We start from the raw sequence: 15,642 nt of genomic DNA on the forward strand, positions 1-15,642 counted from the left end.
GCCCCGGCGAAGGCCGGGGCCGCCTAATGTTTATACTGCTTTGTCTGCGCAAACCGCCAGCGGCCCCAGCCTGCGCTGGGGCGACGGTAAAGCCTCACCCACTCCGGAATGCATTGGTAATCGGATAGCGCCGGTCACGGCCGAAATTGCGGCTGCCAAGCTTGACGCCGGGAGGGGCCTGGCGGCGCTTATATTCGGCGATGTACAACAATCGCTCGATCCGCTCGACAACTTCGCGAGGGTGGCCACGCGCGGTGACTTCATCGACCGACAGTTCCTGTTCGACCAGCCCGAGCAATATATCGTCGAGCACCGGATAGTCGGGCAGGCTGTCACTGTCCTTCTGGTCGGGGCGCAATTCGGCGCTGGGCGGGCGGGTGATGATTGCTTCTGGCATCACCGGTCCGTCGGGACCAAGCCCAATGCGCGGCTTGTGCTTGTTGCGCCAGCGCGAGATGGCAAACACCGTCATTTTGTAGGCATCTTTGAGCGGGTTATAACCGCCCGCCATGTCGCCATAAATGGTCGCATAGCCAACGCTCATCTCGCTCTTGTTGCCAGTGGTCAGCAGCATGTGACCAAATTTGTTCGACAATGCCATCAAAGTGACGCCGCGGATACGCGACTGGACATTTTCTTCGGTGATGTCGACTTCTTTGTCGGCAAAGCTGCCCGCGAGCATCTCGTCAAACGCCATGACCGCCGGATTGATCGGGATGGTATCGAGGCGACACCCGATCATTTCCGCACATTCTTTGGCAAGGTCGAGACTGAGCTGGCCTGTAAAGCGGCTGGGCAGCATCACACACCATACGCGGTCCGGCCCTAGCGCATCCGCCGCAATCGCGGCGCAGATTGCGCTGTCGATCCCGCCTGAAAGTCCCAGCACCACGCCGGGGAAGCGGTTGCGATCTACATATTCACGCAGCGCTAGCACCATTGCCGAATAGATATCCGCGGGATGGTCTTCCCATTCGGCCAGTTCGCCGCCTTCGCAGACCCATCCATCGGCCTGCTTGTGCCAGCGGGTAATCCGCAAATGCTCCTCCCAATCGGGCAGGTGGTGCGCGGCAGCACCATTGGCGTTGAGCACGAAAGAGCATCCGTCGAACACCAGCTCATCCTGCCCGCCAATGCGGTTTAGAAATATCAGCGGCAGGCCGGTTTCGGCGACGCGCGCGGCAAACACCTGTTCAAGCCGCCGGTCGTCCTTGTCGATTTCATAGGGGCTACCGTTCACCGAAATCAGCAGTTCGACGCCTTGTGCCTTGAGGTGCGAGCAAACCGTGGGCAACCAGCCATCTTCGCAGATCGGCAGACCCAGCTTGGCCCCGCGGAACTCTACCGGTTCCGGCAGAGGCCCCTGCGCGAAAATGCGTTTCTCATCGAAAGTGCCATAGTTAGGCAGCTCGTGCTTCTTGCGTACAGCCGCAACCTTGCCGCCGTCGAGCAACGCAACAATATTGTAGAGACCATCCGCCTCCTTCAGTATCGATCCCACCAGCATCGCCGGGCCGCCATCTGCGGTCGCCGCCGCAAGCCGCTCCAGCTCCTGCGCAGCCGCCTTCTGAAAAGCGGGTTTCAGGACAAGGTCTTCGGCTGGATAACCGATGAGTTGCTGTTCCGGAAACAGCACCAGGTCAACGGTCCCGGCCTTTTCCCGCCATTCGAGCATCGCATCGGCATTTCCTTTGAGGTCACCCACACGCTGGTTCAGCTGGGCCATGGCGATTGTCAGGGTATCGGTCATGCCTTTCTTCCTATTGTCCACAACCGGTGCGGGCAAGGCGATTGTCAGCGTCGGTGGCCTTCGCTAGGGCGTCGTCACGATTCTCCAATGCGGCGATGAAGGGGTGGCGCGCATGAAATTGATGACAGGCAATTCGAACCTTCCGCTCGCAAAGGGTATCGCCGAATATCTTGGCCTGCCGCTGACCGATGCCAGCGTCCGCCGCTTTGCCGACAATGAGATTTTCGTCGAGATCCACGAAAATGTCCGCGGCGAGGATATGTTCGTCATCCAGTCGACCAGCCATCCGGCGAATGACAATCTGATGGAACTGCTGATCATGATCGACGCGCTGCGGCGTGCATCGGCCAAGCGCATCACTGCGGTACTCCCCTATTTCGGCTATGCCCGGCAAGACCGTAAACCCGGCCCACGCACCCCGATTTCCGCCAAGCTGGTTGCCAATCTGATCACCGAAGCAGGTGCCGACCGCGTGCTGACGGTCGATTTGCACGCCGGCCAGATTCAGGGCTTCTTCGATATCCCGACCGACAATCTATTTGCTGGGCCGGTTATGAGCACTGACATTCTCGACCGCCATGGCGACAAACCGATTACCGTTGTTTCGCCTGACGTGGGCGGTGTGGTCCGCGCGCGCGGGCTGTCCAAGCGCATCAACGATGCGCCGCTCGCCATCGTCGACAAACGCCGCGAGAAAGCGGGTGTTTCCGAGGTGATGAATATCATCGGCGATGTGAAAGACCGTTTTTGCATCCTGATAGACGATATCGCCGACAGCGCGGGCACGTTGTGCAATGCCGCCGATGCACTCAAGGCGGCAGGGGCCTCTGACGTTGTCGCCTATATCACCCACGGCGTGCTGTCGGGCGAGGCTGTGAACCGCGTCAATGCGTCGAGCTTGCGCAAACTGGTGATCACCGACTCGATCATCGCCTCCGACGCTGCGCGCGACAGCGCAAAAATCCGCCAGCTGCCGATCGCGCCGCTGCTGGGCGAAGCGATCAAGCGCATCGCCGATGAGAGCAGCGTATCGAGCCTGTTCGACTAAGGCTTCTGCCACACCAACATCCTGATATGTAAAGCCATGTTGCGCTTTGCCGAAAAGCAGGGCAGGGAAATTTACATGATTGGGGCAAGGGAGATTGAATTGGCGGGGCGGCTCGCCGATGTGGCCGGGGGCGTGATACGCCCGTTTTTCCGAGCCAGCTTTGACCATGAAGCCAAAGCAGACTCTACGCCGGTTACAGAGGCTGACCGTGCGGCTGAGGCTGCCATCCGCGCGATCCTCGATGTGGAATGCCCAACCGATGCGATTGTTGGCGAAGAATATGGCGAGAAGACAGGCACCTCGGGGCGCACTTGGGTGATCGATCCGATCGACGGTACCATAAGCTTCATGGCCGGTCGCCCGATTTTCGGCACGCTGATCGCACTGCTCGAAGATGGCTGGCCCGTACTCGGCCTGATTGACCAGTGCGTCAATCGTGAACGCTGGATCGGTGTGACAGGTCAGGGGACGACATTGAACGGCAAACCGGTTTCGACCCGCGCCTGCCGTGAATTGGCGGCAGCCTCGCTGGCCACAAGCGGCCCGCAATATTTCAGCCAGCATGATGGCGACCATTTCATGGCACTCGCCGCGCAGACCGCGCACAAGCGGATGCTGTTTGGCGGCGACTGCTACAATTACGCGCTGCTCGCTTCGGGCCACATCGACATCGTTGTCGAGTCCGGCCTCAAATTACACGACTTTGCCGCGCTGGTGCCGGTCGTTGAAGGCGCGGGCGGAATGATGTGCGACTGGAATGGCGAGATGTTGCACGCGGGTTCCGAAGGCCATGTCATCGCGCTGGGCGATCCGGCGCGGATGGAAGATGTTGTCGAGGCGCTGGCGTGCAATCACTAAGTTCGGTCGGCGATTATCGATTCATTCTGCCCGCGCCTGAACTCAGGCGCTATTTCAGCAGCTATTATTTCGTCGAGATCGCGACGCCGGGGGGCATCGAACTTGATGACCTGCTCTATCCTGAATGGGCGAGCGCACGCTTCATGCTCGAAGGGATGATCCCGGCAAGTTTGGTTCCTGATCCAGTGGCGCCGGTGCCGCGGGCATCCATGACCGGGCCTACTGGGCGAGCCTGTCACGTGCGCTGCTCGTTTGCGCGCATGGCAGGTATCGGCATTCTGCCTTTGGGTTGGAGCCGATTCGTAGGCGAAAGCGCGCATCTCTACGCTGATGCTGTATTCGATGTCGAAACCGAACCGACATTTGCCCTGTTCGGCGCAATATGGGCAGACATCCAAGATCTGCAAAATCATCGCGATATTGCTGACGTCTTCGACCGGCATTTACTGGCAGCACTCGGCCCAGCAGAGGACAGGGAAGCAGAAATAGAGCGGGTACATGGGGCGCTGGCCGATCCAGAAATCACCGATGTTTCGCAACTTGCGGACAGAGTCGGTTTGAACAGTCAGTATGTCGAACGGTTATGCCGCCGCGTCTTTGGATTCCCACCCAAAAGACTTTTGCGCCGCCAAAGGTTCTTGCGCTCATTGGCGCCGCGGATTTTCGATCCAGCGCTGAAATGGGTCAAGGTGCTCGACGCGAGTTATCACGATCAGGCACATTTCAGTCGGGATTTTCGTGATTTCATGGGCATGTCGCCAAGGGCCTTTCTCGATATGCCCCGTCCGATCAGCAAGGCGGCATTAAGAGCGCGGGCCGAGGCGTTAGGCCAGCCGCTGCAAATATTGCAGGGCCCTACGGGTTAGTCCCTGCTTGACGCAGGAAAATCCTGCAGCAATGAAAGCTTACATGCAGGGGATGGTAGAATGACCGGGGCAGATGGCCTCAGCCATACGCGATTTATCGCCCCGCATCCGCGTTTGCAGCCTTATCTGTCGGTCTATTATTTCACTGCGATTGACAGTCTCGATGGCGAGCCCGTGCGCGACTGGATGAACCCTGAATGGGCGAGTGTTCGTTTTCGCTATAGCGGCGACACGCTGGGCGGGTTAGTCGGGCAAAATCTGCGCGACATTCCGCCAGCGCATTTTGTCGGGCCGACCAGCCTTGCGGGGCCTTTTGCTGCGCGGCATGCACGGATTGCGAGTATAGGCTTCCTGCCAACCGGTTGGAGCATGTTTATCGACGAACCCGCTGATCTGTGGGCAGATCGGCTCGATGATGCCTCGCTGGTCAAGACGCCTGTAGCTTTTGCCGACATGATGCAGGCAGCGGTGTCGTCGCAAAATCTTGACGAAATGGCGGCTCGTTTCGATGCCATATTGCTCGACGCATTGGATAACCGTCCGCTGATCGATGCTGCCACCGAACAGCGGGTGCGCGCGGCACATGTGGCGCTGATGGATCCCGAAATCGCCTCGGTCGCCCAGTGGGCGGGGCGGTTGCAACTCTCCATAGCCCAGTTGCAGCGCTTCTCTCTGCGCATATTCGGCTTTTCGCCCAAATTGCTGCTGCGGCGGCAGCGCTTTGTGCGGACTTTAGCGGTGATCATGCGCGATCCGGAGAGTAACTGGTCCGACGCGCTCGATGCGAACTATTACGACCAAGCGCATTTTAACCGCGATTTCCGCCAGTTTTTCAAAATGAGTCCGCGCGAATATCGTGCCCATGCGCATCCAATTATCGGCGCGGCGTCCAAGGCCAGGATGGCGGCGCTTGGCGATCCGTTGCAGGCGTTGCAAAAGCCTGGGGCAAGTAACGGGCATTGAATCGGCCTTCGCGCTTGCATTTCCGCACGAATCCCGCTAGGCGCGCGCCTTCCGAATGAGCGGGCTGGCTAAAAGGGCTGCCATGTTTGCTCGATACGGACTCTCTTGGAGAGGTGCGGCACCAGCCCACGCCCCCACCCGGCCACCCAAACAGGGTATCGTCATGGGTGGCCGGGTGGGGGCGTGGGCCGGTACCGCCTCCATGCAAACAAAGGAGACCAAAATGCCCAAGTTGAAGACCAAGAGCGGCGTCAAAAAGCGCTTCAAGCTCACTGCCACAGGCAAGGTAAAGCACGGCGTAGCCGGCAAGCGCCACCGCCTGATCAGCCACAGCGGCAAATATATCCGCCAGAACCGCGGCACCGACGTGCTTAGCGATTCGGATGCGGGTCATATTCGCCAATGGGCGCCGTACGGCTTGAAATAAGGAGCGCTGAACCATGGCACGCGTCAAAAGGGGTGTAACCACCCGCGCCAAGCACAAGAACATCTTGGAGCAGGCAAAAGGCTTTTATGGCCGTCGTAAAAATACTATCCGCATCGCCCGTCAGGCTGTCGAAAAGGCCGGCCAATATGCGTATCGCGACCGCAAGGTTAACAAGCGCAATTTCCGCGCTCTCTGGATCCAGCGCATCAACGCCGCTGTCCGCGCCGAAGGCTTGACCTATGGCGTGTTCATGCACGGCCTGAAGCTGGCTGGCGTCGAACTCGACCGCAAGACGCTTGCCGATCTTGCCATGAACGAGTCGGCAGTGTTTAGCGCCATAGTTGCGCAGGCGAAGGCAGCGCTGCCGAAAGCAGCATAAGCGACACTTCGAAACATGCGCAAATGGGCGTGGGCGGCACTTGCCGTTCGCGCCCATTTGCTTATGCGGGTTCGGGATGTCGACAACCTTCGACTCTTCAATCACTCGTCACCCCCGCGCAGGCGGGGGGCCATCACCGGAAGGATAAATTCAAGCGGCGGGTGATGGATTCCCGCCTTCACGGGAATGACGAGCGGGGGGATCGATGCACGAGAACTTTCAGCCAACTGTTTACATTATGACGAATAGAAAGCAGGGGGCGCTTTACACTGGAGTAACCTCTGATTTGATGAATCGCATCCTGCAGCATCGGGAGGAAATGTTCGAAGGGCACAGCAAGCGGGTGGGCGCGAAACTGCTGGTTTGGTATGAACAACATGGAACGATGGAAACGGCGATACTAAGGGAAAAGCGGATCAAGAACTGGAATCGGCAATGGCGGATAAACCTGATCGAAAAGGACAATCCTGACTGGAGGGATTTGGCCATCGAAATGGGCTTCCGACCATTATGGACAACAAAATAGCTCTTCCCATTGGTCGTCACCCCCGCGAAGGCGGGTGAGCAACTCCGGTGGTGTAAATTTAGGTAGCGGGAGTTGGATTCCCGCCTTCGCGGGAATGACGAAGATGAGTGATATTGAAGTATTGAAATCCAGCTTGTTAGCCGCCATCGACGCGGCAGACACGCCCGACGCGCTTGAAGCCGTCCGCATCGACGCGCTCGGCAAGCAGGGCAGCGTATCCGCCTTGCTCAAAACGCTGGGGCAGATGTCGCCAGAAGAACGGCAAGTGCAAGGGCCTGTGATTAATGGGCTGCGCGAAGCTGTGACCAGCGGCATTGCTGCCAAAAAGGCCGCTCTCGAATCCGCGATCCTCAATCAGCGTCTGGCGACCGAGCGGCTCGATATGACGCTGCCAGCGCCCGAAAGCCCGCGCGGCACGGTTCACCCAGTTTCGCAGGTCATGGACGAGCTCGCCGAAATCTTCGCCGATATGGGCTTCGCTGTCGCCGAGGGTCCGGAAATCGAGGACGACTGGCACAATTTCAGCGCGCTCAACATTCCCGACACGCATCCCGCCCGCGCGATGCACGATACCTTCTATTTCCCCGACCAGATGGCCCAAAAGGACGAAAACGGCGATGGAAAGAAAATGTTGCTGCGTACGCACACTTCGCCAGTGCAGATCCGCACGATGACAAGCCAAGAACCGCCGATCCGCATCATCGCGCCTGGCCGCGTCTATCGTTCGGATAGCGACGCGACGCATACGCCGATGTTCCACCAGATCGAAGGTCTGGTGATCGACAAGGGTATCCATCTCGGCCACCTCAAATGGACGCTCGAAACCTTCCTCAAGGCGTTTTTCGAGCGCGACGATGTCGTGCTGCGCCTGCGCCCCAGCTATTTCCCCTTCACCGAACCTTCGGTCGAGGTCGATGTCGGCTATTCGGTGGTCAAAGGCAAACGCGTGATTGGCGGCAGTGAAGGCTGGATGGAGGTGCTCGGCAGCGGCATGGTCCACCGCAAAGTGATCGAAGCCTGCGGGCTCGACCCCGATGTGTGGCAGGGCTTTGCCTTCGGCACCGGCGTCGACCGTCTGGCAATGCTCAAATATGGCATGGACGATTTGCGCGCCTTCTTCGACGGCGACAATCGCTGGCTGCAGCATTACGGGTTCAACGCGCTTGATGTGCCCACGCTCAGCGGAGGAGTAGGCGCATGAAATTCTCGCTCTCCTGGCTCAAATATTATCTCGAAACCGATGCGACCATCGAGCAGGTGGCCGATTGCCTCAACCGTATCGGGCTTGAGGTTGAAGGCATCGAAAACCCGGCCGATAAACTTGCGGGCTTCTGCGTTGCAAAGGTGCTGACCGCAGTCCCCCATCCGCAAGCAGATAAGCTGCAGGTGCTGACCGTCGATTCCGGCGACGGCAATCCGCTGCAGGTCGTGTGCGGAGCGCCCAATGCCCGCGCTGGGCTGGTCGGCGTGTTCGGCGTTGAGGGCGCGACCGTGCCTGCCAATGGCATGGTGCTGAAGAAAACCGCCATCCGCGGCGTCGAATCGAACGGCATGATGTGCTCGGTCGCCGAACTCGAACTGGGCGACGATCATGATGGCATCATCGAGCTTCCCGCCGATGCGCCTATCGGCATGGCCTTCGCCGAATATGCGGACGCCAATGATCCTGTGATCGACGTCGCCATCACCCCCAACCGGCAGGATTGTATGGGCGTGATGGGCATCGCACGCGATTTGGCAGCGGCTGGCCTTGGCACGTTCAAGCCGGTCGAAGTGCCGACGATAAAGGGTAGCTATCCTTGCCCGACCGAGATCCGTACCGACGATCCAGAAGGTTGCCCCGCCTTTTACGGACGCGTCATTCGCGGCGTCAAAAATGGGCCATCGCCCGACTGGATGCAGGCTCGACTGAAAGCTGCCGGGCAGCGCCCGATTTCGGCGCTGGTCGATTGCACCAACTATCTGATGCTCGCCTGCGGACGCCCGGCGCACGCTTATGATCTGGCGCAATTGAACGGTGCGGTTGTGGCCCGCCGTGCGAAAGACGGCGAGATGGTGACTGCGCTGAATGGCAAGGAATACACGCTCACCTCCGAAATGACGGTGATTGCTGACGAAAGCGGCGTGCATGACATAGCTGGTATCATGGGTGGCGAACATTCGGGCTGTTCGGATGATACCACCGACGTGTTGCTCGAAATCGCCTACTTCACGCCAGAACGCATTGCCAAGACCGGACAGGCGTTGGCGCTGACTTCTGACGCGCGCAGCAGGTTTGAGCGGGGTGTTGATCCCGCTTTCCTCGAAGATGGCCTTGCGCTGCTCACCGATCTGATCGTCCAGACCTGTGGCGGCGTGCCCAGCGAAGTCATTCGCGCCGGACAACCGCCTTTGGAACGTAAGACAATTGCCTATGATCCCGCGCGTTGTGCGGCGCTGGGCGGCATAAATGTGCCTGCGGACCGCCAAAGGGCGATTTTGGAATCGCTCGGATTCGAAGTTGCAGCCGACTGGGCGGTAACCGTTCCGACATGGCGCCGCGACGTCGATGGCTGGGCCGACATTGTCGAAGAAGTTGTGCGTATCGTCGGCCTCGACAATGTGGTGTCGACCCCGCTGCCCCGCGCCGATGGCGTCGCCAAGCCGACGGCAACTCCGCAGCAAAGCCTCGAACGCAAGGTGCGCCGAGCAGCAGCTGCGCGCGGATTGAACGAAGCGATCAACTGGTCGTTCCTGCCGCAAAAGGAAGCCGACGCCTTTGGCGGTGGCATCTGGAGCCTCGACAATCCGATTTCGGAAGACATGAAGGTCATGCGTCCCTCGCTGCTCCCCGGTCTGCTTTCCGCGGCGCAGCGCAATATGGATCGCGGTGCCTCTTCGGTGCGGCTGTTCGAAATCGGACGCCGCTATCTGGCCGACAGTGAGCGGCTGACGGCTGGAATTGTGCTGGCGGGTGAAAAGACGCCGCGCGGTTGGGCAACGGGCAAGGCTGCGAAGTTTGATGCCTATGACGCCAAGGCAGAAGCGCTGGCACTGTTGGCGGCGGCTGGCGTTGCCACCGATGGCCTGATGGTGATGGGTGAGGCGGAGGATCATTATCACCCCGGCCAATCTGCCACATTGCGCATGGGCCCTAAAAATATCCTTGCGGCCTTTGGCACATTGCATCCGGCTACTGCCAAGGCATTTGACCTCGACGGTACCGTCATCGCCGCCGAGATCTTCCTGGACGCAATCCCGGCGAAGAAGGGGACGGGCTTCATGCGCCCGGCCTTCACACCTCCGGCGTTGCAGGCGGTGACCCGAGACTTTGCCTTCCTCGTTCCCGATACATTGGCAGCGGGTGACCTCGTTCGCGCCATCCGTGGTTGCGACAAGGACAACATCGTCGCCGTCCGCCTGTTCGACCGCTTCGCGGGGCAGGGCGTACCTGAAGGCCAGGTCAGCCTCGCTATCGAGGTTGCGCTCCAGCCCAGCGATAAAAGCTACACCGACGAGGAGTTGAAGGCGATCAGTGACCGGGTCGTTGCAGCTGCTTCCAAACAGGGTGCGGCGCTGCGCGGCTGACACCCGGCAAGTTGTTACTTGCCTGTCTGCCTGCTCTCATGCTGTTAAGGATAGATAGATGGCTTTGGCCATCCCGTCTTTACAGGGAGTTCGCGTTCGTGCGGAAAAAGTCGCTTAAAAATCTGGTGATCATTCTGGCCGCCGGTGCCACGGCCTGTGGCGGAGGCGGCGGGAGCGGTTCGGGCGGCGGCACGGTCATTGTACCGCCAACCAGCACGACCCCGACCCCACCGCCACCGCCAACGGCATGCAGCCTGCGCGGACGTCAGGATTTCGCCTTTTCGGTTCTCAACGAATGGTATCTGTTTCCGGAAACGCTGCCGGCATCGCTCGATCCTTCGCCTTATAATACAGTGGACGCCTATATTGATGCGCTGACCGCGACTGCCCGTTCGCAGGGACGGGATCGGTTCTTTACATACATCACCTCGATTGCTCAGGAGAATGCGTTCTTCTCGTCAGGCGCGACCGCCGGTTTTGGCGTGCGCTTTGCCTTTCAAGGTAATCGGTTGTTTGTAATCGAAACCTTTGAAAATGCCCCGGCGCTGACCGCCGGGATTGATCGCGGCACGGAAATACTCGCGATCGGAACGTCGGACAGCAATCTCGTTCCGGTCAGCGACATAATTGCGGCGCAAGGGTCGGCGGGCGTCAGCAATGCTCTTGGGCCCAACACGGTCGGGACGACGCGCGTGCTGCGCATCACAAATGCGGGTGGAACGCGCAACGTCACTATCGCCAAGGCTGACTACAATATCGATCCGTTGTCCTCACGCTATGGTGTGAAAGTGATCGACGATGGCGGGCGAAAGGTCGGCTATATCAATATGCGGACCTTCATCACGACCGCCGATAACCAGTTGCGCACCGCCTTCGCCGATTTCCGTGCACAAGGCATCACCAACATCGTGATCGATTTCCGATATAATGGTGGCGGGCTGGTATCGACCGCTGAGTTGATGGGTGACCTGATGGGTGCAAACCGCAGCACGAGCGATGTCTTTTCGCTGACCCGGTTCCGGGCGTCGAAGGCGTCGAATAACGATACCCGCCGCTTTGCACCGCAGCCGCAATCAATAGCGCCTGTCAAAGTCGCCTTCATCACCACCAATGCAACTGCATCCGCAAGCGAGCTGGTGATGAACAGCTTCGTTCCCTATCTGGGTGTCAACGCGGCGCTGATCGGCAGCAACACTTACGGCAAACCGGTCGGGCAGATTGCCGTGGACCAGTCCGCTTGTGACGACCGGATCCGTGTTGTCGCATTTGCGACCGAAAACTCGGCCGGTCAGGCGGGCTACTTTGCCGGGCTCGCCGACACGATGCGCACCACCTGCGCGGCGCCCGATGATATTGCCCGCCCGCTTGGTGACCCGCAGGAGGCATCGCTGCGCTCGGCGCTCGATTTCATTGCCGGTCGTTCGTGCACCCCGGTGATTGCTGGACAACAGCAACAGGCCGATAGCCAGAGGACCGAAAGGCGCGTGCTGCCGCTTCCCAAGGCCCCCAATGTGGCGCAGCGTGAAGTGCCGGGATTGTTCTGACCGTTCCAACAACAAAAAAGGCCGGGGCGTTAACCCCGGCCTTTTCGTTTCACTCCTGGGAGAGGGTAGGAGTGGAAATCAGAAACGATATTCGATGTTGAACGTCGCGGTGCGCGGCGGGCCATAATAGCCGATGATCGAATTGCCAAACAGCGCGCCCGGGAAGTTGTACCCGCCGACGCGATAGCGCTCGTTGGTCAGGTTGCGCAGGTTGACCGAAAGCTTGAATACGTCATCCGGCGAGGTCCAGGCTGCCGAAGCATCGACCAGGAAATAGCCGTCGGGATCAAGCGCCGGGGTCGGGATTTCGAACATATAGGCATCGCTGCGCAGCGAAACCGCCGGGGTGAACGAAATCGTTCCGCCCAACAGGTCGCCCGACGCCGTTGCCGAAACGCTGGCGGTGAATTTCGGCGTATTCTGGAATTCGCGTGCGTTGGATACATCGACCGGGGTGGTGCCGCCGGTGATGAAGGTCAGGAATTCCTTATAATCGGCATTGGTGTAGCCGACTGCTGCATTCATCGAGAAGTTCGGCGAAGGTACTGCGCGCAGTTCCAGTTCCGCACCCCAGATGTCACCACGGCCCGCATTGTCGACAAAGCTGGCAATGCCGCCTGCAAGGCTCGGGACCTGCACGGTGACCTGCTGGTTCTTGTACTTCGACTTGAACACCGCGACATTTGCGAACAACTTGCGGTCGAGCAGCGCGCTCTTCACGCCGACTTCAAAGCTGTCGATGGTTTCCGGCTCATAGCCGTTGACCGTGGTCGGCGTCAGGATGGCGTCGCCGCGCATGTCGAAACCGCCCGATTTGAAGCCCTTGCCATAAGAAGCATAGAGGTTGAGATCGTCGTTGGGCTGATAGCTCAGCGAAACACGCGGCGTCAGTTTTTCAAAGCTGCGGCTGTTGGTATAGTCCGAACGGATCAGGCCCGGAACCGCCGTTGTATTACCGAACAGCGGACTGCGGATGCCGGTATAGTTGCGGCGGAATACGGTGCCGGTCTTGTCGTCCTTGGTATAGCGCAAGCCAGCCGAAAGCTTGAACTGATCGGTTACGTCGAAGCTGACATCGGCGAAGGCCGCATAGCTCTTGGTCTTGACCGTGCCTGAGGTCAGCGTGGTGAGATTGAGGCCGCCGAGTACTGTGTCGAATGCACCGCTCGCACGGGCGTCGAGATAGTAGAGCCCGGCAACACCTTGAATGCGGTCGCCTTCGAACAGCAACTGCAGTTCCTGCGTGAACTGGCGGTCATCATAGAATGCAGGCACGTCGAGGACGGGACCTGCAGTGTTGTCGAAATCGATCAGCGTGTCGGTATGGCCGTCACGATAGGCCGAAATCGTCTTGAAGGTCAGTGTATCCGACAGGCCAAATTCGCCAGTCAGCGATACGCCCTGTGTCTCGACCTTGTTGTCGTCACCAATGCCTGCGCGGGTATCATAGACGCTGGCTGTAGGCTGGAATGCGGCCAAACCGCCATTGCCGACCAGACGGGTGCCGTGGCGCGGGTTTGACTTGTCGATGATCTTGTCGGCTGCGACGCGGATGAAGACATCTTCAGACGGAGCAAATTCCGCCGAAATACGGCCAGCCAATACATCCTTGTTATAATGTTCTGCACCCGTGGTCAGATTTTTGCCGAAGCCATCGCGCTGATACCAGGCAACTGCTCCGCCGATCGAGAAGGTATCGCCGATCGGAACGGTGATCTGCCCGATCAGGTCGATCTGGTTATAGGCACCATAAGAGGCACGCACCTTGCCGCCAAACTCATTGCCCAGCTTGTTGGTTACATATTTGACCGCGCCGCCGATGGTGTTGCGGCCATAGAGCGTGCCCTGCGGCCCACGCAGCACTTCAACGCGTGAGACGTCAAAAATGTCGAGCACCGCACCCTGCGGGCGGGCGACGTAAACGTCATCGACATACAGGCCGACGCCGGGTTCAAAGCCCCAGAGCGGATCCTGCTGGCCAACGCCGCGGATGAAGCCGATCAGGGTCGAGTTCGAACCGCGTGCGATCTGCATCGTCATGTTCGGCGCTTTGTCCTGCAGCGCGGTGATGTCGACCGCGCCCTGGGCAGCAAGAGTGTCGCCCGAAATGGCGGTCATCGAAATGGGAACGTCGATTAGGCTTTCTTCGCGGCGACGTGCGGTAACGATGATTTCGCCGCTGGCGTCTGCTTCGTCTGCTGCTGCCTCATCCTGCGCCCAAACAGGGCTGGACAAAGTGGTGACGCTGCCAAGGGCGATTCCCGACAACAGGATTGCGCGCGTAAATGATTGGAATTTCATGATATCCTCTCTTCCGTACATCCAAATATGCGGCTGTCCCGCTATTTTCTGCTTGCCCCATACTGAAAGTTGAACCATCTTTCAACTTCTGGAAGAGGAATTTTGCAAATGGTCGCCGTGCGTGGCATGGATGCAACAATGACGGGGGAAGATAAGGCACCGCGCACCGAACGCGGCCGGCGCACATTGCGTGCGTTACTCGATGCTGCCCGCGCCGAATTTGGCGAAAAAGGCTTTCATGACAGCTCGGTCGTCAGCATTACCAGCCGCGCCGGGGTCGCGCTCGGCAGCTTCTACACCTATTTCGATTCGAAAGAATCGCTGTTCCGCGCGCTGGTCAAGGACATGTCGGGGCAGGTGCGCGATTATGTTGCACCGGTGCTGCCTGGCGATGGGGACCAGATTGATGCCGAAGGACGGGCGCTCTCCGCCTTCCTGTCCTTCGCGCGGCAGCATAAGGAAATCTACCGGATCATCGACGAAGCCGAATTCGTCGCGCCCGACGCCTGGCAGGCGCATTATGGCACCACCGTCGACCGCATATTCGAACGTCTGAAGGCTGCCGAAGCGCGCGGTGAAATCGCAGGGCCGGTCGATGAAGCCCATGCCTGGGCGATCATGGGGATGAACGTCTTTCTCGGGCTGCGTTATGGCGTGCTGGGCGAAGAGCGTGCTGTCGGCGAGATCACCGATGTGGTGAACGCTATGCTGCGCGACGGTTTGACCAAACGCTAGAAAGCCCAGCGGCGGATCAGATTGTGGTACAGCTTCGTTAGCCGCAGAACTTGCGCATCATCGCCGCCGCGCTCAGCGGCCAGCGCTTGGACCGACTGATCGAGATCGAACAGTGCCTCACGCGCGCCACCGTCGCGAACCAGCGATTCGAGCCAGAAGAAACTGGCGATACGCTCACCGCGCGTTACCTCGGTCACATGGTGCAGGCTGGTTGAGGGGTAGAGCAGCATGTCGCCCGCCTCCAGCTTATACGCCACTCGCCCGAAATCGCCTTCGATCGATAATTCGCCGCCGTCATAGTCTGCAGGGTCGTTGAGGAACAAAGTTGCCGACAGGTCGGTGCGCATCTGCGTGCCGTCGGGCAATAACCGGATCGCATTGTCGACATGGTCGCCAAAGCCTTCGCCTACGCCATAACGGTTGAACAAAGGCGGGAAGATCCGCTTGGGCAGGGCGGCGGACAGGAAAAGCTGCGACCGGGCGAGCCCTTCCTGCACCACCATCCGGGCATGGGCTGCGGCTTCGCCAGCCTCGGGCAATTGGCGGTTGCGCTTGGCGAGCGCGGCCCCGGCGCCGCTGGTCACATTGCCGTCGACCCATTCCGCAGCGGCTATCGTGCGGCCGAGAGCCCTTGCCTGTTCGCGGTCGAGCAGCTGCGGAATGACAATCAACATCGCT

Annotated in this window: 14 protein-coding genes; 11 read left to right on the forward strand and 3 right to left on the reverse strand. The window is 59.5% G+C overall.

Annotation, left to right across the window (positions count from 1 at the left end; translation table 11 throughout):
* Positions 1-94 precede the first annotated feature (94 nt).
* Positions 95-1,750 carry an NAD+ synthase gene (locus tag DXH95_RS12760; RefSeq protein WP_115549900.1) on the reverse strand — a complete coding sequence of 552 codons (1,656 nt, stop codon included), beginning with the start codon at positions 1,748-1,750 and terminating at the stop codon, positions 95-97.
* A 112-nt stretch (positions 1,751-1,862) separates the two neighbouring features.
* Between DXH95_RS12760 and DXH95_RS12765 the strand changes: the two genes are divergently transcribed.
* From DXH95_RS12765 to DXH95_RS12810, 10 genes are all read left to right on the forward strand, one after another.
* On the forward strand, positions 1,863-2,798 hold the full coding sequence (locus tag DXH95_RS12765) for a ribose-phosphate pyrophosphokinase (RefSeq protein WP_115549901.1): 936 nt from the start codon (positions 1,863-1,865) through the stop codon (positions 2,796-2,798).
* A 75-nt stretch (positions 2,799-2,873) separates the two neighbouring features.
* Positions 2,874-3,656 (forward strand): inositol monophosphatase family protein, encoded by a 783-nt coding sequence (locus tag DXH95_RS12770; RefSeq protein WP_115550180.1) that lies wholly within the window; start codon positions 2,874-2,876, stop codon positions 3,654-3,656.
* The gene (locus DXH95_RS12775) at positions 3,644-4,522 is read left to right on the forward strand and encodes a helix-turn-helix domain-containing protein (RefSeq protein ID WP_115549902.1); all 879 of its coding nucleotides are present in this window, start codon (positions 3,644-3,646) and stop codon (positions 4,520-4,522) included. Before DXH95_RS12770 ends, DXH95_RS12775 begins: the two co-directional genes overlap by 13 nt.
* 60 nt (positions 4,523-4,582) lie before the next feature.
* Positions 4,583-5,485: a helix-turn-helix domain-containing protein gene (locus DXH95_RS12780; RefSeq protein ID WP_115549903.1), complete on the forward strand. Its 903-nt coding sequence runs from the start codon at positions 4,583-4,585 to the stop codon at positions 5,483-5,485.
* 223 nt (positions 5,486-5,708) lie between these two features.
* Positions 5,709-5,912, forward strand: a complete 204-nt coding sequence (gene rpmI, locus DXH95_RS12785) for a 50S ribosomal protein L35 (protein ID WP_115550181.1) — start codon at positions 5,709-5,711, stop codon at positions 5,910-5,912.
* Positions 5,913-5,925: 13 nt separating this feature from the next.
* Complete coding sequence (rplT, locus tag DXH95_RS12790) at positions 5,926-6,291, forward strand: 50S ribosomal protein L20 (RefSeq protein ID WP_115549904.1); 366 nt, start codon at positions 5,926-5,928, stop codon at positions 6,289-6,291.
* Between the two features lie 205 nt (positions 6,292-6,496).
* Positions 6,497-6,817, forward strand: coding sequence for a GIY-YIG nuclease family protein (locus tag DXH95_RS12795; protein ID WP_115549905.1), 321 nt, complete (start codon positions 6,497-6,499; stop codon positions 6,815-6,817).
* Between the two features lie 103 nt (positions 6,818-6,920).
* On the forward strand, positions 6,921-8,018 hold the full coding sequence (gene pheS, locus DXH95_RS12800) for a phenylalanine--tRNA ligase subunit alpha (protein WP_115550182.1): 1,098 nt from the start codon (positions 6,921-6,923) through the stop codon (positions 8,016-8,018).
* On the forward strand, positions 8,015-10,384 hold the full coding sequence (gene pheT, locus DXH95_RS12805; RefSeq protein ID WP_115549906.1) for a phenylalanine--tRNA ligase subunit beta: 2,370 nt from the start codon (positions 8,015-8,017) through the stop codon (positions 10,382-10,384). Before pheS ends, pheT begins: the two co-directional genes overlap by 4 nt.
* 98 nt (positions 10,385-10,482) lie before the next feature.
* Positions 10,483-11,928 (forward strand): S41 family peptidase, encoded by a 1,446-nt coding sequence (locus DXH95_RS12810; protein WP_239016643.1) that lies wholly within the window; start codon positions 10,483-10,485, stop codon positions 11,926-11,928.
* A gap of 78 nt (positions 11,929-12,006) precedes the next feature.
* On the opposite strand, the gene DXH95_RS12815 is transcribed toward DXH95_RS12810, so the two are convergent.
* Positions 12,007-14,229 carry a TonB-dependent receptor gene (locus DXH95_RS12815; RefSeq protein ID WP_115549908.1) on the reverse strand — a complete coding sequence of 741 codons (2,223 nt, stop codon included), beginning with the start codon at positions 14,227-14,229 and terminating at the stop codon, positions 12,007-12,009.
* A 138-nt stretch (positions 14,230-14,367) separates the two neighbouring features.
* On the opposite strand from DXH95_RS12815, the gene DXH95_RS12820 reads away from it, so the two are divergent.
* Positions 14,368-14,964 (forward strand): TetR/AcrR family transcriptional regulator, encoded by a 597-nt coding sequence (locus DXH95_RS12820; protein WP_239016644.1) that lies wholly within the window; start codon positions 14,368-14,370, stop codon positions 14,962-14,964.
* Here DXH95_RS12820 and DXH95_RS12825 read toward each other — a convergent pair.
* Positions 14,961-15,638: a Fe2+-dependent dioxygenase gene (locus DXH95_RS12825; protein WP_115549909.1), complete on the reverse strand. Its 678-nt coding sequence runs from the start codon at positions 15,636-15,638 to the stop codon at positions 14,961-14,963. The two genes, DXH95_RS12820 and DXH95_RS12825, sit on opposite strands and share 4 nt — an antisense overlap.
* Between the last annotated feature and the right edge of the window lie 4 nt (positions 15,639-15,642).

It is taken from the genome of Sphingorhabdus pulchriflava, assembly GCF_003367235.1.
GTDB classification, from domain to species: Bacteria; Pseudomonadota; Alphaproteobacteria; order Sphingomonadales; family Sphingomonadaceae; genus Sphingorhabdus_B; species Sphingorhabdus_B pulchriflava.

What these genes read in the sequence shown, in the direction of transcription:
- DXH95_RS12770 (WP_115550180.1), top strand. Translation starts at nt 2,874, where the DNA reads ATGATTGGGGCAAGGGAGATTGAATTGGCGGGGCGGCTCGCCGATGTG.
- DXH95_RS12760 (WP_115549900.1), bottom strand. Translation starts at nt 1,750, where the DNA reads ATGACCGATACCCTGACAATCGCCATGGCCCAGCTGAACCAGCGTGTG.
- rpmI (WP_115550181.1), top strand. Translation starts at nt 5,709, where the DNA reads ATGCCCAAGTTGAAGACCAAGAGCGGCGTCAAAAAGCGCTTCAAGCTC.
- pheT (WP_115549906.1), top strand. Translation starts at nt 8,015, where the DNA reads ATGAAATTCTCGCTCTCCTGGCTCAAATATTATCTCGAAACCGATGCG.
- DXH95_RS12815 (WP_115549908.1), bottom strand. Translation starts at nt 14,229, where the DNA reads ATGAAATTCCAATCATTTACGCGCGCAATCCTGTTGTCGGGAATCGCC.
- DXH95_RS12780 (WP_115549903.1), top strand. Translation starts at nt 4,583, where the DNA reads ATGACCGGGGCAGATGGCCTCAGCCATACGCGATTTATCGCCCCGCAT.
- DXH95_RS12825 (WP_115549909.1), bottom strand. Translation starts at nt 15,638, where the DNA reads ATGTTGATTGTCATTCCGCAGCTGCTCGACCGCGAACAGGCAAGGGCT.
- rplT (WP_115549904.1), top strand. Translation starts at nt 5,926, where the DNA reads ATGGCACGCGTCAAAAGGGGTGTAACCACCCGCGCCAAGCACAAGAAC.
- DXH95_RS12765 (WP_115549901.1), top strand. Translation starts at nt 1,863, where the DNA reads ATGAAATTGATGACAGGCAATTCGAACCTTCCGCTCGCAAAGGGTATC.
- DXH95_RS12820 (WP_239016644.1), top strand. Translation starts at nt 14,368, where the DNA reads ATGACGGGGGAAGATAAGGCACCGCGCACCGAACGCGGCCGGCGCACA.
- pheS (WP_115550182.1), top strand. Translation starts at nt 6,921, where the DNA reads ATGAGTGATATTGAAGTATTGAAATCCAGCTTGTTAGCCGCCATCGAC.
- DXH95_RS12795 (WP_115549905.1), top strand. Translation starts at nt 6,497, where the DNA reads ATGCACGAGAACTTTCAGCCAACTGTTTACATTATGACGAATAGAAAG.